The organism is Citromicrobium bathyomarinum (assembly GCF_038594485.1).
GTDB classification, from domain to species: Bacteria; Pseudomonadota; Alphaproteobacteria; order Sphingomonadales; family Sphingomonadaceae; genus Alteriqipengyuania; species Alteriqipengyuania bathyomarina_A.
Genome location: NZ_JBCFZG010000008.1, coordinates 312,041 through 326,105 on the forward strand (window position 1 = coordinate 312,041; position 14,065 = coordinate 326,105).

Sequence of the window (14,065 nt, forward strand, 5' to 3'; positions counted from 1 at the left end):
TTGTTATGAAATTCAACGCGGTAGCAACACCGTATCGCGGGCGATCGGATCGGTCTGCGGGTGGTCGAGCGTGAAGTGCAGCCCCCGGCTTTCCTTGCGTTCGAGCGCACAGCGCACGATCAGCTCCGCCGCCTGGACCAGATTGCGCAACTCGATCAGGTCGGTCGTCACGCGGAAGCTGCCGTAGTAATCGTCGATCTCCGATTGCAGCAGGCGGATGCGGTTCGCCGCACGTTCGAGCCGCTTGGTCGTGCGCACGATGCCGACATAGTTCCACATGAAGCGGCGGATCTCGGTCCAGTTCTGCTTGATGACCACCTCTTCATCCGAATCGGTCACCCGACTGGCGTCCCACGGACGGATTTCGGGCGGGGCGTCGAGTTCGTCCCACATCGACAGGATGTCGCGCGCCGCCGCCTCGCCGAACACGAAGCATTCGAGCAGGCTGTTCGACGCAAGCCGGTTCGCCCCGTGCAGCCCGCTTTCGATGCACTCGCCCGCCGCCCACAGGCCGGGCAGGTCGGTCCGCGCGTAGAGGTCCACCAGCACCCCGCCGCAGGTATAGTGCTGCGCGGGCACCACCGGGATCGGCTCCTTCGTCATGTCGATGCCGAGGCCCAGCAGCTTTTCATGGATCGTGGGGAAATGCTCGCGCACGAACTCGGGCGGCTTGTGGCTGATATCGAGATGCACATAGTCGAGCCCGAAGCGCTTGATCTGGTCGTCGTTCGCGCGCGCCACCACGTCGCGCGGGGCCAGCTCCATCCGCTCCGGATCGTATTGCTCCATGAAGCGCTCGCCCGTCCGCGGGTTGAACAGTCGCCCGCCCTCGCCGCGCACGGCCTCGGTAATGAGGAAGTTCTTGACCTCGAGGTTGTAGAGGCAGGTCGGGTGGAACTGCATCATTTCCATGTTGGCGACGCGCGCACCGCCGCGCCACGCCATCGCGATTCCGTCGCCCGTCGCGCCGCGCGGCGCCGTGCTGAACAGGTAGCAGCGACCCGCGCCGCCCGCCGCCAGCACGGTCGCACGCGCGACATGCGCCTCGACCTCGCCCGTCTCCTCGTTCAGCGCATAGGCACCCCACACCTGCCCTGCACCCGAATAGCGCAGCTCGTGCCGCCCGGTGATCAGGTCGATGCAGGTGCGCCCCGGCAGCAGGGTGATGTTGGGGTTTTCCTCCGCCGCTTTCAGCAGCGCGGACTGCACCGCCCAGCCGGTCGCGTCGTTCACATGGACGATTCTGCGATGCGAGTGCCCGCCCTCGCGCGTGAGGTGGAGCGCGCCGCTTTCCTTGTTGAACGGCACGCCCAGCTCGATCAGCCGGTCGATCGCGTGCGGTGCCCGCTCGATCACGAATTCGACCGTATCGCGATCGTTCAGCCCCGCGCCCGCCACCATCGTATCGCGGATATGATCCTCGAACGTGTCGCCCGCGTCGAGCACGGCGGCGATCCCGCCCTGCGCCCACGCGGTACTGCCGCCGGTGAGCGAGCCCTTGGCGAGGACAAGCACCTTCTTCTCTTCGGCAAGGGCCAGTGCCGCGGTCAGCCCGGCGGCACCCGACCCGATGATGAGGACGTCGTGGGTTTCGGTCATGCCAGCGTCATGGCGGGCGCGATGCCCTGCTGCAAGATTTTGCTTGATCGCCGGCCCTTTGCGTTGTGCAAGCGGCCATGGACCCGGAACGGCGAAAGCAGCTCGAGGAACGCCGCGCTGCACTGCGCGAGGCCCCGCCGCAACGCGTGGAAGGGACCATCATCCCGCGGCTCGTAGAACGCGGCGTTCCGCACGAGCCACGTTTCGACGGGATTTGGACCCCGCCTTATATCCGCGTCGCGGGCAATGGCGTGTGGTGGCCCGACAGCCCCGAACCGGCGGACATCGATCACTGCTGGCTGAATGACGAGGTCGATCCCAAGGGCACGCAGACCGCGCAGTTGCGTATCGATGTGATCGGCCGGATGATCGCACGGGCGACCGATCCCGATACCCAGATACGCTTCAGCTACGACAGCGGCTTCGAAACGAACGTGGCGCTCAGGGCGAGCGATGCGATCGCCAATCTCGACGTGCTGCTCGATTTCGGATGGACGATCTGGATCACCGGCTATCCGGAGAACTGGCTGATCGAGATGAACCGCGACAACATCGCGCGGCTCGCCCTGCCGCCGGAAGTGTCGCCCGAAGAAGACGCCCGGCTCGCCGCGCTGGCGCAGCTTTATGCCTTCCCCCTCCCCGAAACGCTCGCCGAACTGGGGATCACGCACGAGCTTGTCCGCGACGACGACCCTCGCCGTCCCCGGCGGCCGCGCCATGTCTACAATGACAGGCCGGGGCTTGAGAAAGAGAGCCTGAAGACAATCGTCGATCCGGGCGATATCGACGCCTTGCAGGCGCTGGTGGGCGATTTCGTGGAGGCGCGCTGCGAACCCGACGCGACACTGGTCGCCACGGTGGGCATGTACGGCGTGCCGCACAACCGGACCGGCTCACCCTACGTCCTGATGCCGCGTGTCGCGCTCGTACCCGCGTTCCACTCGCTGGTGGCGATGGGGTATCGCGACATCGAGCATCAGCCGCTGGCCGGGGTGTCGCTAAGCCATGTCGAACTGTGGAGCACCGCCGGGGAGTGGCTGCTGACCATCGATTTCGGCAATCCCTACTGGAAGATCCGCGCCTGGGGCTGAGCCGCGCGTCACGTATCCTTGGCTGAGCTCTATACGGGGGTCACGCAGCTTTGGCAGGGCTCGAATGTGCGGCGGCCACCGGTTCCGTACGGGCCTGCGCAGCCTTATCGTCGGGCATCTCTTCCCCCTCGATACAGGTCCGGTTCCTGCCCCTGGCCTTCGCGGCGTAGAGCCGCCGATCGGCCAGCCTGATGCATGCGTCGGTCAGGCCGCCGGTCTCGCTTGGCATGGCAATGCCCGCACTGAAGCGAAGCCGGTAACCGGGCGCGAAATCGAACACTTCTTGGGCCGCTTCGGTACGCACGCGCTCGATGATCTGCCTGGCTTCCTCCAGCCCGGTCGCCGGCAGCACGACGAGAAACTCCTCCCCACCCCAGCGCCCGACGATGTCGGTCGGGCGCACACTGCGCTCCACCACGCGGGCAAAATCGTTGAGAATTCTGTCGCCTGCATCGTGCCCGAAACTATCGTTCCACCATTTGAAGTGATCGATATCGAGCAGCACGAACGAAGCACGCGGCTGGCTCGCCCCGACGTTACGCAGCGCGTGGTCCATTTTCTCCAGCGTCGCGCGCCGGTTGCCGAGTCCGGTCAGCGGATCGGTCATCGCCAGGCGGCGGAAGCGGCGGCGGTGCCGCAGCAGGAAGAAGATCAGCGTGCCCAGCAGCGCGAGAGTGGTCGCAGCCCCCACGATCACCGCGATCGCCAGCCGCAATCGCGCATTGCTCGCGCGTTCCTCATTCACCAGCCGGTTTTGCAGTTCCTCGGTCTGGAACCGTGCCTGCAATGCATTGACCCCGCTTTGCCGCTCTTCCTCGCGCTGTTCCGTCTGCACGATGCTTGCACGGCGCATGTCGGCATAGGCTTCCGCGTTGCGGCCGAGCATCGACAGGGCTTTCGCGCGCGTCTGCAGCGCGAGTATCCAGTCCTGGTGCGACGCTTCGCCCTTGCCCTTGGCAATTTGCGGATCGAGCAGGGCGACGGCCCGTGCCGGGTCGCCCCTTTCGACAAGCAGGTCTGCCATCAGCGCCGTTGCGGGCAGCTCCATTCGCTCTCCGTCCCTGGCGAGCGACGCGTACACCCGCTCGCACTCCGCACCCGCGTCGACGATCTTGCCGCCTTCGTAGGCTGTCTGGCAGACGCCCAGCAGCGCATAGTCGACCGCATAGTCGTTTCCGTAGGTGCGCGCCTGATCCGCTGCGGCCTTGAAGTCGGCCATCGCGGCGCGAGTATCCCCGTCGTCCAGCTCGGTATAGCCGCGCAGGACGAGCTCGTTCGAGGCAAGGTCGCTCATCCCCGTCTTCAGATAGGTGTCGAGCGCTTCGGAGTGCAGCTGTCTCGCATAAGGGAAATCGTGCCCGGACGAGACGAGGTAGGCGAGCATCGATGCGGCATTCGCGTGCGCCAGCGACCGCTCGTTTGCCGGGCTGTTGCGATAGGCCTGCGTCGCATAGATGAAGGCGTTGCGATGATCTTCGAGTAGCGCGTAGTGAAACGACAGGTCGACCCCGCGGCAGGCCTTCGCCTTGCTTCCGTCGGGAAGAGCCCGATAGTCGCGCACGATCGAGGAAAGCGCGCTGCGCTTTGCGGGGCCGTTGTCCAGCTTGTGGAGATCGGCCAGCCGCACCATCAGGTTCGCAGGATCGCCGGATGGAAATCCGCTCGCCGCGCCCCGCGCTTTCTCGAGAGCTGGTGCCGTGGGTTGTCCGCTCATCGTCAGCGCAACCCACTTGGCGAGGTAGAGTTCGGCCAGGCGGCGTTTGTTGGCGGGGTCGGTGGCGGATATCTGTCGCGCGATCAGATCGACCGCGCGATCGGGGTCCCGCCCGGTCTCCAGCTCCGCGCGCATGATGACGGGATCGGTACTGCCAACACACCGTGCCGATGCCGGCCCTGCGACCAGCGCACAAAGCAGGGCGGCAAGAATCGCGGCGGCTGCGGGCAGCTGCGCCAAAATCCTGAGAAAGTGCACGATTTTCGTCACAACGTCGCATTAACGACGATGCGTTGACCAATGGTTATCGATAAGGTGACGATACCCTGGGCTTTAGGCCTAGCCCGCGCCTGTCAGCTGCACGAAAACGTCTTCCAGATCGGGCTCCAGCGTCGAGACATCCTCGATCGCGTAGCCGTGGCCCTGCACGATGGTCAGCACCTGGCCCGCAGTCATCCTGTCGCGATCATAGGCGATCTCGAGCGTGCGCGGGGAGGTCACTTCGGCGCGGGTAAACGCCTCGTCCATCGGCGGGCCCGCCAGATCCTTGTCGACCTCCAGCCGGATGATCTTCTCGCGCGCCATGCCGACCAGTTCGCGGGTCGGCTTGTCCGCGATCAGCTCGCCATGGTTGATGATCGCGATCCGGTCGCACAATTGCTCGGCCTCTTCGAGGTAGTGCGTGGTCAGCACCACGGTGACGCCCTGGCGGTTCAGGTCGGTCACCAGCTCCCACAGCTGGCGGCGCAGTTCGACATCGACGCCCGCGGTCGGTTCGTCGAGCACCAGGATCGGCGGCGAATGGACCATCGCCTTGGCGATCAGCAGGCGGCGCTTCATGCCGCCGGACAAGGTCCGGGCATAGGCATCGCGCTTGTCCCACAGGTGGACCGCTTTCAGCAGCTCCTCGCTGCGCCGCTGCGACGCGGGGATGCCGTAGAACCCGCCCTGGTTCTCGAGCACTTCGAACGGGGTGAAGAACGGGTCGAACACGATTTCCTGCGGCACGATGCCGATCGCGCGCTTGGCGTTGCGCGGGTTCTTCGCGGTGTCGAAGCCCCAGATTTCCGCGCTCCCGCTGGTCCGCGTGACCAGTCCTGCGAGGATATTGATCAGCGTCGACTTGCCCGCGCCATTGGGGCCAAGCAGGCCGAAAATGCCGCCCTGCGGGACATCGAAGCTGACGCCTTTCAGCGCCAGCTTGCCCTCGCTTTCCCCTTTGGCGGGGGCGTAGCGTTTGGTCAGGTTCTGGATCGAGATCGCGGGGCGGGTCGTCATGCGATCCGCCCTAATGCGCGCCTGCGTGCTTGGCCACAGCTTTGGCAGTCTTATCGGGACTTGCCGCCAACGGGCCACGAGGATATGCGCGCTGCCATGTCGATTCCGCCGCCAGAAATCTCCAAGGTCACCGCCCGCCGCGTGTGGTGCGATGGCGCCACCGACATCCGCAGCGGCGAGAATTACCGTCCTGCCGCGCTGGGCCACCCGAAGATCTATCTCGAAATCGACGAGCACGGCTACGTCGATTGCGGCTATTGCGACCGGCGCTTCGTGCTCGAAGGCGGGCCAGCGGACGGTGTGGACCAGGCCGCGCTGCGCGACATCAGCGAAGGCGCCGATCCGGGGCACCCGTAAGCCGGTGCGATCGCCGCGCCGCGCGCGCGAAAGTCAGCGATCATTCACCTGATTTGTGATCTACTCGTCCGCATAAAACATGCCTGCGAGCGATGCCATGCGGGCTTCGCTCCACCTCGCAAGGCTCCAATGCGGACGAAGGATCGACCCCATGACGTTCAAACTCGCCACACTCGCCACACTCGGCCTCGCAGCCCTTACGGTGACCGCCCCTGCCAGCGCCGAGCGACTCACGGGCGAGGAACAGCTTGCCAAGCTGCTAGAAGGCCGGGTCGCAGGCGAGCCGACCAATTGCGTGCCCAGTCATGTGAATGCGCGTATCTACATGATCGACAAGACCGCGCTGGTATATGACGCGGGGCGCACGATCTACATCAACTACACCGCCCACCCCGAAGCGCTCGACAGCAACGACATGCTGGTGATCAAGGACGCGACACCCTCGTTCTGCCGCACGTCGCGGGTCGAGATGCGTCGCTCCTACGCCAGCGATTCGCTGGGCTATCCGATCTTCCTGACCGACTTCATCCCCTACAAGCGCGCGTCCGACTGATAGCGTCGACACAGGGGCCGGCGGGGCCGCTTCAGGCGGCCTTCGCCTGCCCCGTCGCGCAAAGCGACTGGGCCGGGCATGCAGCGCAGTCCGTGCTGCCCGGACGGCAGTAATTGCGCCCCACTTCCTTCATCAGCAGATGATGCTCGTCGTAGTCGGCCGCGCTCCATTCGGGCGGGATGGCGGGCATGATCGCCTCATAGGCGCGGTTCGTATCGGCCTTTGGCGGGACCAGCCCCATGCGCTGGAGCACGCGGCGGTGATGCGAATCGAGCACCATCGCCTTGCGGTCGAGGGTCGAGGCGTTGACCACCCCCGCCGCGATCTTGCGCCCGACACCGGGCAGCGTTTCGAGCCACGCCATCGCCGCGCTCGTTTTCATCGGTTCGAGATGCGACAGGTCGACCGCGCCGCGCCGCGCGACCAGATCGGTCAGGCAGGCCTTGAGCCGCTCGCCCGCGACATTGGGATAGGTCTGCGTGGAAAGTTCATTCTGCAATTCGTCGAGCGGAACCTCGGCCACCGCTTCCCATGTGCCATATTTAGCCAGCAAGCGGTCGGTCGCCGCATTGGAAACCTCAGATCGCGTGCGCGCGCCAATTACTCCCTGCACCAGCACCCACTCGGGCGCGCGGCGCTCACGCGGAGCCCGCTCGATCCGCCCGAACCGCTGGATAAGGCGCGGCTGGAGCTGGCGAAGCACGTCGGTGCGCGGATCGTCGCCGAGGGGGAGCTGCATGGCGCGTCAGATATCGATCGCGATCTTGCCGAAGTGCTTCTGGTCCTGCTCGTGGCGGAATGCGTCGGCCAGATCGGAAAGCGCGAAACGATCCGAGATCACCGGCTCGATCCCCGTGGCTTCGATCGCGGCGATCATCCGCAGCTGCATCGCCCGGCTGCCTACCGTCAGCCCCTGTAGCCGCCCCATCTTGCGCATCAGCGCAGCGGTCTCGACCTCGCCTTTGCGCCCGGTGAGCACGCCGATCAGGTGGATATGCCCGCCGGGACGGATCGCGTCGATCGCCTGGTTGACCGTGCCCGGCCCGCCGACCTCGACCACATGATCGACGCCGCCCTTCGACCAGTCGAACGCCTCTTCGCCCCAGTCATCGGTGCTCTTGTAGTTGATCGTATGATCGGCGCCCAGCTCGCGTGCCCTCGCCAGCTTCTTGTCCGAACTGGAAGTGATGATCACCCGCGCACCCGCCGCCTTGGCGATCCGCAGCGCGAACATGGAGACGCCGCCGGTGCCCTCCAGCAGCACGGTCTGGCCCGCCTGAAGGTTGCCGTCTTCCATCAACGCGCGCCACGCGGTCAGCCCGGCACACGGCAGGCACGCCGCCTGCGTGAAGTCGAGATTTTCGGGCATCCGGGTGAAGGCGCGGGCGGGTTTCACCACGGCCTCGCAGGCGAATCCGTCGATCCCGTCGCCCGGCGTGGTCTCGAAGCTGCCCATCGGCGGGCGACCGTCCTGCCACTGCGGAAAGAAGACCGACATTACGTGGTCGCCCACGGCGAACCCATCGACACCCTCGCCCACCGCCTCGACCTCGCCCGCGCCGTCGGACAGCGGGATGCGCCCATCCTCGGTCGGGATCATCCCCGCGACGACCGCATAGTCGTGAAAGTTGAGCGAAGATGCGTGCAGTTTCACGCGCACTTCGCCCGGTCCCGGTTCGCCGGGAGCGTCGATGTCTACGACTTCGAGGCTGTCGAGACTGGCGGCGTTGCGGACCTTTACGGCTTTCATGGGAATGCTCCGTTGCTTCGGGATTTACCCGGGCAACGCAGCAGGGCGCGGATCGGTTCTGTCGATGTCGCGCCCGAATCGCCCGCAGCTGGCGTGACGCTAGTACCACCCTGGTGCACCTGCCCGGACCGCAAGTCACCGCTGACGCAGCTTATTCGCGAACGGCAAGCACGTCGTAATGGATGGGATCCTTGCCCACTCGCTCGAACCGAGTGAACCCGGATGCGCGGAGGATTTCTTCGAGAGTCGCGGACGAGACCCAATCTTCGTCGACTTCGTAAAAGATGTGGCTGGTGCGACGAACCGCCTGGGTTTTCAAGAATTCCCGCAGGACGACTTCCTCCAGGCCCTCCACGTCCACCTTCACGATGTAGGTCGGCGCATCGGGAATGCTCGCATCGATGCCTTTGGCAGAGACCGTTCGGATGATTTCCGTCGCCGGCTCCGAAAACCCGTCTTTCGTGGGGTTGAGGCTGGCTTTGCCGCTATGGCCCGGGAACGTCGTTAGCTGCTCCGTGCCTTCCTTCGCTGCGATCGCGACCCGGTGGACCCCGATATTCGAGACTTCATTGAGGGCAGCGTTGCGCGACATGAGATCGGCTGTCGCGCTCGACGGTTCGAAGGCCGCCACGCCAAGGCAATGCGGATTGCGCGCGGAAAGGATAGAATAGAGCCCCTGGTTCGCACCGATATCTATGAATGCGAAATCGCCCGTTCGTGTGGCCAAAAAGTCGCTGAAGAAGGTGCCGTACCCACCGATGACGTAAAGCTGGAAGGTGCTGTCGCCCCAGTTCGGGATGAGCTTCACCCCGTAATCCGAAAGGACGAAATCCTTCCGGCCGGTGGCCAATCGTCTCGATGCAAGCGAACCCCGGCGCGAGAGCTCGCGCGCGACCCGGCGGGCAAATAATACCGGTCCATGCCGACGCAGGACCGCACTCGCTCGCGTCAGCAAACTCACTGGTTCACTCCCATTCGATCGTGCCGGGCGGCTTTGAAGTATAATCATACACCACGCGGTTGATGCCACGCACTTCGTTGACGATGCGGGTCGCCACGCGGCTGAGGAACGCGCCGTCGAACGGATAGACGTCCGCCGTCATCCCGTCGGTGCTGGTCACGGCGCGTAACCCGCAGACGCTGTCGTAGGTGCGCCCATCGCCCATCACGCCGACGGTCTTGACAGGCAGCAGCACGGCGAAGGCCTGCCAGATCGCGTCGTAAAGGCCTGCGTTGCGGATTTCCTCGAGGTAGATCGCGTCCGCCTTGCGCAGGATGTCGCAGCGTTCTTTCGTGACTTCGCCCGGAATGCGGATCGCGAGGCCGGGGCCGGGGAACGGGTGGCGGCCGACGAATATGTCGGGCAGGCCCAGTTCGCGGCCCAGATCGCGCACCTCGTCCTTGAACAGTTCGCGCAATGGCTCGACCAGCTTCATGTTCATGCGTTCGGGCAGGCCGCCGACATTGTGGTGGCTCTTGATCGTCACCGACGGCCCGCCGGTGAAGGAGACGCTCTCGATCACGTCGGGATAGAGCGTGCCCTGCGCGAGGAAGTCCGCGCCGCCGAGCTTGTTCGCCTCTTCCTCGAACACGTTGATGAATTCCGCGCCGATGAACTTGCGTTTCTTCTCTGGGTCGGTCTGACCCGCAAGGCCCGCCATGAAGCGTTCCTCGGCGTCCACCACCACCAGCGGAATGTTGTAGTGGTCACGAAACATGGTCTCGACCTGTTCGCGCTCGCCCAGACGCAGCAGGCCGTGGTCGACGAACACGCAGGTCAGCTGTTCGCCGATCGCTTCGTGGATCAGGATCGCGGCGACCGAGGAATCGACCCCGCCGCTGAGGCCGCAGATGACCTTGGCATCGCCCACCTGCTCGCGGATTTCCGCAATCTTGGTCGCGCGGTATTCGGCCATGGTCCAGTCGCCCGACAGGCCGCAGACGTGGCGCGCGAAATTGGCGAGCAGTTTCGCGCCGTCGGGCGTGTGGAACACCTCGGGGTGGAACTGCGTGCCGTAATAGCGGCGCTCGTCATCGGCGATCAGCGCGAAGGGCGCGCCGTCGCTGGTGGCGACGATGCGGAAACCCTCGGCAAACTGCGTCACCTTGTCGCCGTGGCTCATCCACACCTGGTGCCGCTCGCCTACGTTCCACAGGCCCTCGAACAGCACGCAAGGCTCGGTCACGGTCAGGAACGCGCGGCCGAACTCGCCGCCTTCGCCGGTTTCGTGCCCCGGCTTCACCTCGCCGCCCAGCTGTGTGGTCATCACCTGCTGGCCGTAACAGATGCCCAGAATCGGCAGACCCGAACCGAACAGCACCTGCGGGGCGCGCGGGCTCCCTTCGTCGCACACGCTGGCGGGCGATCCGGACAGGATGATGCCCTTGGGCTGCATCCGGTGGAACGCCTCTTCGGCCTGCGTGAATGGCGCGATTTCGGAATAGACGCCCGCCTCGCGCACGCGGCGCGCGATCAGCTGGGTCACCTGACTGCCGAAATCGACGATGAGGATGGAATCGGCCTGCGCAGGGTGGGCCGGGGCTGGGTTGGTAGCGGCTGTCTCTTCCATAGGCGGCGGTTAGGTAATGGTGGAGAGCAAGTCCAGCAGGGTCGAAGGGCGATCTGCTAGCAGCGCGTTAACGTCTTACTTTTACAAGGTGACTCCAAAGACTTCCGACGACCGATCCAGTAGAGGGGATTTGGCCCGTATCATCATTGCCGACGACGACCCGATCACCGTTGAAGCCGTGCGTCAGCTGCTCGAAGCGCGCGGGCACATCGTCGGGGCGCTGGAGAACGGCACGCGGGTACGCGAGGTGCTGGAGGCCAAACAGCCCGATCTGCTCATTCTCGACTGCTCGATGCCTGGCAAGTCCGGCATCGTTGCGCTGCGCGAAGTGCGTGGATCCATGCTGTGCCGCCAGATCCCGGTCCTCATGCTGACGGCGCTTCGTTCGCGCTCCGACGAGCAGACCGGCTATGTCGCGGGCGCAGACGACTACCTGATCAAACCGTTCAATCCGGACAAGCTGATTTTCCGGGTCGATGAGCTGCTGAGGAAAGGATCGCGAATCCCCGATCTTCCGACATCGTCATACGGTTGACCTGCGCCGCTGCCATCATGCGCCATGGTGACACTTGCGAAGCAGGAAACTGCCCGCGCTGCCAACCGCAAGTGGAAGGCCCTTATTTTCCGAGAATCGTCAGAAAACCGCCGTTGGGCGAGGTTGCATAAAAGTGCACTGACCTGCGGGTTTTCTCACTTTCATAAAGGGCGGTGTAAGATTATTTCGCCTCTCGAGCCGGCGGCGGATCGTCCTCTCCCCCCCCTGATCCGCCCCGGCCTTCCTCCTCGGTGACATGTCTCGCGGCCCCTCCCCCCCCCGGCCGCGGATGCACCTACGGCCCGCTTGCCACCCCCGGCAGGCGGGCCTTTTACTTGTCACGATCGCGCCCGCTCGACCGGGCGGACCATGCCTGCCATAACCGCAGCGAGAGGTTGCGTGGGAGGATACGGATGCGGTGCTGGCTGACAGGCAGCGCGCTGTGCGCGAGCATGCTGATGAGCGTGGTGGGCAATGCGCAGGAGAAGGCGCCGACGATGCTGGCGATCTTCGCCCATCCCGACGACGAACTGGTGGTCGCCCCCGCGCTGGCCGATGCGGCGGCGGACGGGGTCGAGGTGACGGTGATCTACGCGACGAGCGGCGATGCCGGGCCGGGCGTTTCGGATTATGAAAAGGGCCCCGAACTGGCCGCAACCCGCGAGGCGGAGGCACGCTGTTCGTCGCGCGCGCTCGGGCTCAAAGACCCGCTGTTTCTTGGCTATGGCGACGGCACGCTGTGGCAACAGGCCCAGTCGAAAGAGGGTGCGGCCAGCCCGCTGGAGACAGAGCTGAGCGCGCTGATCGAATCCTATCGCCCCGCCTCGATCATCACCTGGGGGCCCGATGGCGGCTATGGCCATGCCGACCATCGCATGGTGAGCGCGCTGGTGACAGAGATCGTCCAGCGGACCGATCACGATCCCACCGCGCCGCTGCTGCTGTTCCCCGCCATCGAAAACGGCACCCTTCCCCCGGTGCCCGAGATGCAGCGCTGGGCGACGACCGATCCCAAGCTGATCAACGCCCGCGCCGAATACGACGATGCGGAGCTGGCCCGCGCCGCCGAGGCCGCGAATTGCCATGCCACCCAGTTCGATGCCGCGACGCGCGCCGCGATGGTGCCGCTGTTCGACCAGTCGATATGGGGTGGCGCGGTCAAATTCCGCCGCGCATTTCCCTAGGCCCCGTTCAGCTGTCGCCGTTCAGCATTCGACGACGTTGACCGCCAGCCCACCCTGGCTCGTTTCCTTGTACTTGTTCGACATGTCGAGCCCGGTCTGACGCATCGTCTCGATCACCTGGTCGAGACTGACGAGGCTTTCCGCACCCGTACGGTGCAGCGCGAGGCGCGCGGCGTTGACCGCCTTGACCGCGCCGATCGCGTTGCGTTCGATGCACGGTACCTGCACCAGCCCGCCCACCGGATCGCAGGTGAGGCCGAGATTGTGCTCCATCCCGATCTCGGCTGCCGAGGCGACCTGCACCGGGCTTCCGCCCCATAGTGCCGCGAGGCCGCCCGCCGCCATCGAACACGCGACGCCGACTTCGCCCTGACAGCCCATCTCCGCGCCCGAAATGCTTGCGCGCTGCTTGTACAGCAGTCCGACCGCGCCTGCGGTCAGCAGGAACAGCCGCCGCTTCTCGATGCAATCCTCATCCTCGGCGGTCTTGCAATAAAAGCGGATCACGGAGGGGATGATGCCCGCGGCGCCATTGGTCGGCGCGGTGACGACGCGGCCCCCGGCGGCGTTTTCCTCGTTCACCGCCATCGCGTAGCAGTTGAGCCAGTCGAACAGCTGCTCGCGCTCATTCGACATGGGATTGCCCGAAAGCTTGTCCCACAAATCGGGTGCGCGGCGCTGCACCTTCAGCCCGCCGGGCAGGATGCCGCGCTGGGTCAGCCCGCGATCGATGCACTGGTCCATCGCGGCGGCAATCCGGTCGAGCCCGGCAATCGTCTCCTCGCGCGGGCGCATCGCGTCCTCGTTGGCAAGGATCAGGTCCGCGACGGACAGATCATGCTCGGCGCACAGCGCGAGCAGTTCCCTCGCCGAGCCGAAGGGATGTGGCACATCCGTGCCCGCTTTCACGCGGTCGTTCTTGGGCGGACGACGCAGCTGCGCTTCGGACGCGACGAACCCGCCGCCGGTCGAGAAATAGGTCCGCTCCAGCAGGGTAGCGCCAGAGGTGTCGTAGGCGCGCAGCACCATCCCGTTGGGATGCAGGTCGGGGATGATGTGCCCGGCCAGATCGATATCGGTATGCGGGTCAAACGCGATCTCCCGCTTGCCGCCCAGCATCAGCCGGTGCGTCTCGCGAATGCTGGCGAGCGCGTCCGCCGCCTTGTCCGGGTCGGTGCGGTCGGCCTGAAAACCTGCGAGGCCAAGGATGCTCGCGTCGACCGTGCCATGCCCCACCCCGGTCAGCGCGAGCGAGCCCTGCAATTCCACCGCGACCCGAGAGACCTTGGCGAACCCGCCAGCCTTCTCCAGCGCCTGAACGAAACGCCGCGAGATTCGCATCGGGCCGACCGTGTGCGAAGAGGATGGACCGATCCCGATCCGAAAGATGTCGAGTACTGAAAGCATGGGGCGCGGATGGGGCACACCTTCCGC

13 protein-coding genes are annotated in these 14,065 nt (G+C 65.3%); 5 read left to right on the plus strand and 8 right to left on the minus strand.

The window, feature by feature from the left end:
* Window positions 1-12: 12 nt before the first annotated feature.
* Window positions 13-1,599: an L-aspartate oxidase gene (gene nadB / locus AAG591_RS14395; protein ID WP_342532125.1), complete on the minus strand. Its 1,587-nt coding sequence runs from the start codon at window positions 1,597-1,599 to the stop codon at window positions 13-15.
* Window positions 1,600-1,676: 77 nt separating this feature from the next.
* Here nadB and AAG591_RS14400 point away from each other — a divergent pair, with 77 nt between their 5' ends.
* The gene (locus AAG591_RS14400) at window positions 1,677-2,690 is read left to right on the plus strand and encodes a hypothetical protein (RefSeq protein WP_342532126.1); all 1,014 of its coding nucleotides are present in this window, start codon (window positions 1,677-1,679) and stop codon (window positions 2,688-2,690) included.
* Window positions 2,691-2,730: 40 nt separating this feature from the next.
* Here AAG591_RS14400 and AAG591_RS14405 read toward each other — a convergent pair whose 3' ends face one another.
* Together AAG591_RS14405 and AAG591_RS14410 are read right to left on the minus strand one after the other, a co-directional pair.
* On the minus strand, window positions 2,731-4,674 hold the full coding sequence (locus AAG591_RS14405) for a GGDEF domain-containing protein (RefSeq protein ID WP_342532127.1): 1,944 nt from the start codon (window positions 4,672-4,674) through the stop codon (window positions 2,731-2,733).
* A 69-nt stretch (window positions 4,675-4,743) separates the two neighbouring features.
* Window positions 4,744-5,682 carry an ABC transporter ATP-binding protein gene (locus tag AAG591_RS14410; RefSeq protein WP_342532128.1) on the minus strand — a complete coding sequence of 313 codons (939 nt, stop codon included), beginning with the start codon at window positions 5,680-5,682 and terminating at the stop codon, window positions 4,744-4,746.
* A 96-nt stretch (window positions 5,683-5,778) separates the two neighbouring features.
* Between AAG591_RS14410 and AAG591_RS14415 the strand changes: the two genes are divergently transcribed.
* A complete protein-coding gene (locus AAG591_RS14415; RefSeq protein WP_342532129.1) occupies window positions 5,779-6,039 on the plus strand; it encodes a zinc-finger domain-containing protein in 261 nt (86 codons plus the stop codon).
* A 151-nt stretch (window positions 6,040-6,190) separates the two neighbouring features.
* A complete protein-coding gene (locus AAG591_RS14420) occupies window positions 6,191-6,592 on the plus strand; it encodes a hypothetical protein (protein WP_342532130.1) in 402 nt (133 codons plus the stop codon).
* Window positions 6,593-6,623: 31 nt separating this feature from the next.
* On the opposite strand, the gene AAG591_RS14425 is transcribed toward AAG591_RS14420, so the two are convergent.
* The 4 genes from AAG591_RS14425 to guaA form a co-directional block, all read right to left on the minus strand.
* On the minus strand, window positions 6,624-7,331 hold the full coding sequence (locus AAG591_RS14425) for an endonuclease III domain-containing protein (RefSeq protein ID WP_342532131.1): 708 nt from the start codon (window positions 7,329-7,331) through the stop codon (window positions 6,624-6,626).
* A 6-nt stretch (window positions 7,332-7,337) separates the two neighbouring features.
* Window positions 7,338-8,342 carry a zinc-dependent alcohol dehydrogenase family protein gene (locus AAG591_RS14430; RefSeq protein WP_342532132.1) on the minus strand — a complete coding sequence of 335 codons (1,005 nt, stop codon included), beginning with the start codon at window positions 8,340-8,342 and terminating at the stop codon, window positions 7,338-7,340.
* Window positions 8,343-8,493: 151 nt separating this feature from the next.
* Window positions 8,494-9,192 (minus strand): FkbM family methyltransferase, encoded by a 699-nt coding sequence (locus AAG591_RS14435; RefSeq protein ID WP_342532133.1) that lies wholly within the window; start codon window positions 9,190-9,192, stop codon window positions 8,494-8,496.
* A 115-nt stretch (window positions 9,193-9,307) separates the two neighbouring features.
* Window positions 9,308-10,912: a glutamine-hydrolyzing GMP synthase gene (guaA, locus tag AAG591_RS14440; protein ID WP_342532134.1), complete on the minus strand. Its 1,605-nt coding sequence runs from the start codon at window positions 10,910-10,912 to the stop codon at window positions 9,308-9,310.
* Window positions 10,913-11,042: 130 nt separating this feature from the next.
* Between guaA and AAG591_RS14445 the strand changes: the two genes are divergently transcribed.
* Entirely contained in the window at window positions 11,043-11,447 is a 405-nt protein-coding gene (locus AAG591_RS14445) for a response regulator (protein WP_342532136.1), read from the plus strand.
* A gap of 413 nt (window positions 11,448-11,860) precedes the next feature.
* Window positions 11,861-12,631 carry a PIG-L family deacetylase gene (locus AAG591_RS14450; RefSeq protein WP_342532137.1) on the plus strand — a complete coding sequence of 257 codons (771 nt, stop codon included), beginning with the start codon at window positions 11,861-11,863 and terminating at the stop codon, window positions 12,629-12,631.
* Window positions 12,632-12,652: 21 nt separating this feature from the next.
* Here AAG591_RS14450 and AAG591_RS14455 read toward each other — a convergent pair whose 3' ends face one another.
* On the minus strand, window positions 12,653-14,038 hold the full coding sequence (locus AAG591_RS14455) for an L-serine ammonia-lyase (protein WP_342532138.1): 1,386 nt from the start codon (window positions 14,036-14,038) through the stop codon (window positions 12,653-12,655).
* Window positions 14,039-14,065: the final 27 nt, after the last annotated feature.

Coding starts and splice junctions, on each gene's coding strand:
- nadB (WP_342532125.1), bottom strand. CDS start 1,599: ATGACCGAAACCCACGACGTCCTCATCATCGGGTCGGGTGCCGCCGGG.
- AAG591_RS14415 (WP_342532129.1), top strand. CDS start 5,779: ATGTCGATTCCGCCGCCAGAAATCTCCAAGGTCACCGCCCGCCGCGTG.
- AAG591_RS14450 (WP_342532137.1), top strand. CDS start 11,861: ATGCGGTGCTGGCTGACAGGCAGCGCGCTGTGCGCGAGCATGCTGATG.
- AAG591_RS14455 (WP_342532138.1), bottom strand. CDS start 14,038: ATGCTTTCAGTACTCGACATCTTTCGGATCGGGATCGGTCCATCCTCT.
- AAG591_RS14410 (WP_342532128.1), bottom strand. CDS start 5,682: ATGACGACCCGCCCCGCGATCTCGATCCAGAACCTGACCAAACGCTAC.
- AAG591_RS14420 (WP_342532130.1), top strand. CDS start 6,191: ATGACGTTCAAACTCGCCACACTCGCCACACTCGGCCTCGCAGCCCTT.
- AAG591_RS14425 (WP_342532131.1), bottom strand. CDS start 7,331: ATGCAGCTCCCCCTCGGCGACGATCCGCGCACCGACGTGCTTCGCCAG.
- AAG591_RS14430 (WP_342532132.1), bottom strand. CDS start 8,342: ATGAAAGCCGTAAAGGTCCGCAACGCCGCCAGTCTCGACAGCCTCGAA.
- guaA (WP_342532134.1), bottom strand. CDS start 10,912: ATGGAAGAGACAGCCGCTACCAACCCAGCCCCGGCCCACCCTGCGCAG.
- AAG591_RS14400 (WP_342532126.1), top strand. CDS start 1,677: ATGGACCCGGAACGGCGAAAGCAGCTCGAGGAACGCCGCGCTGCACTG.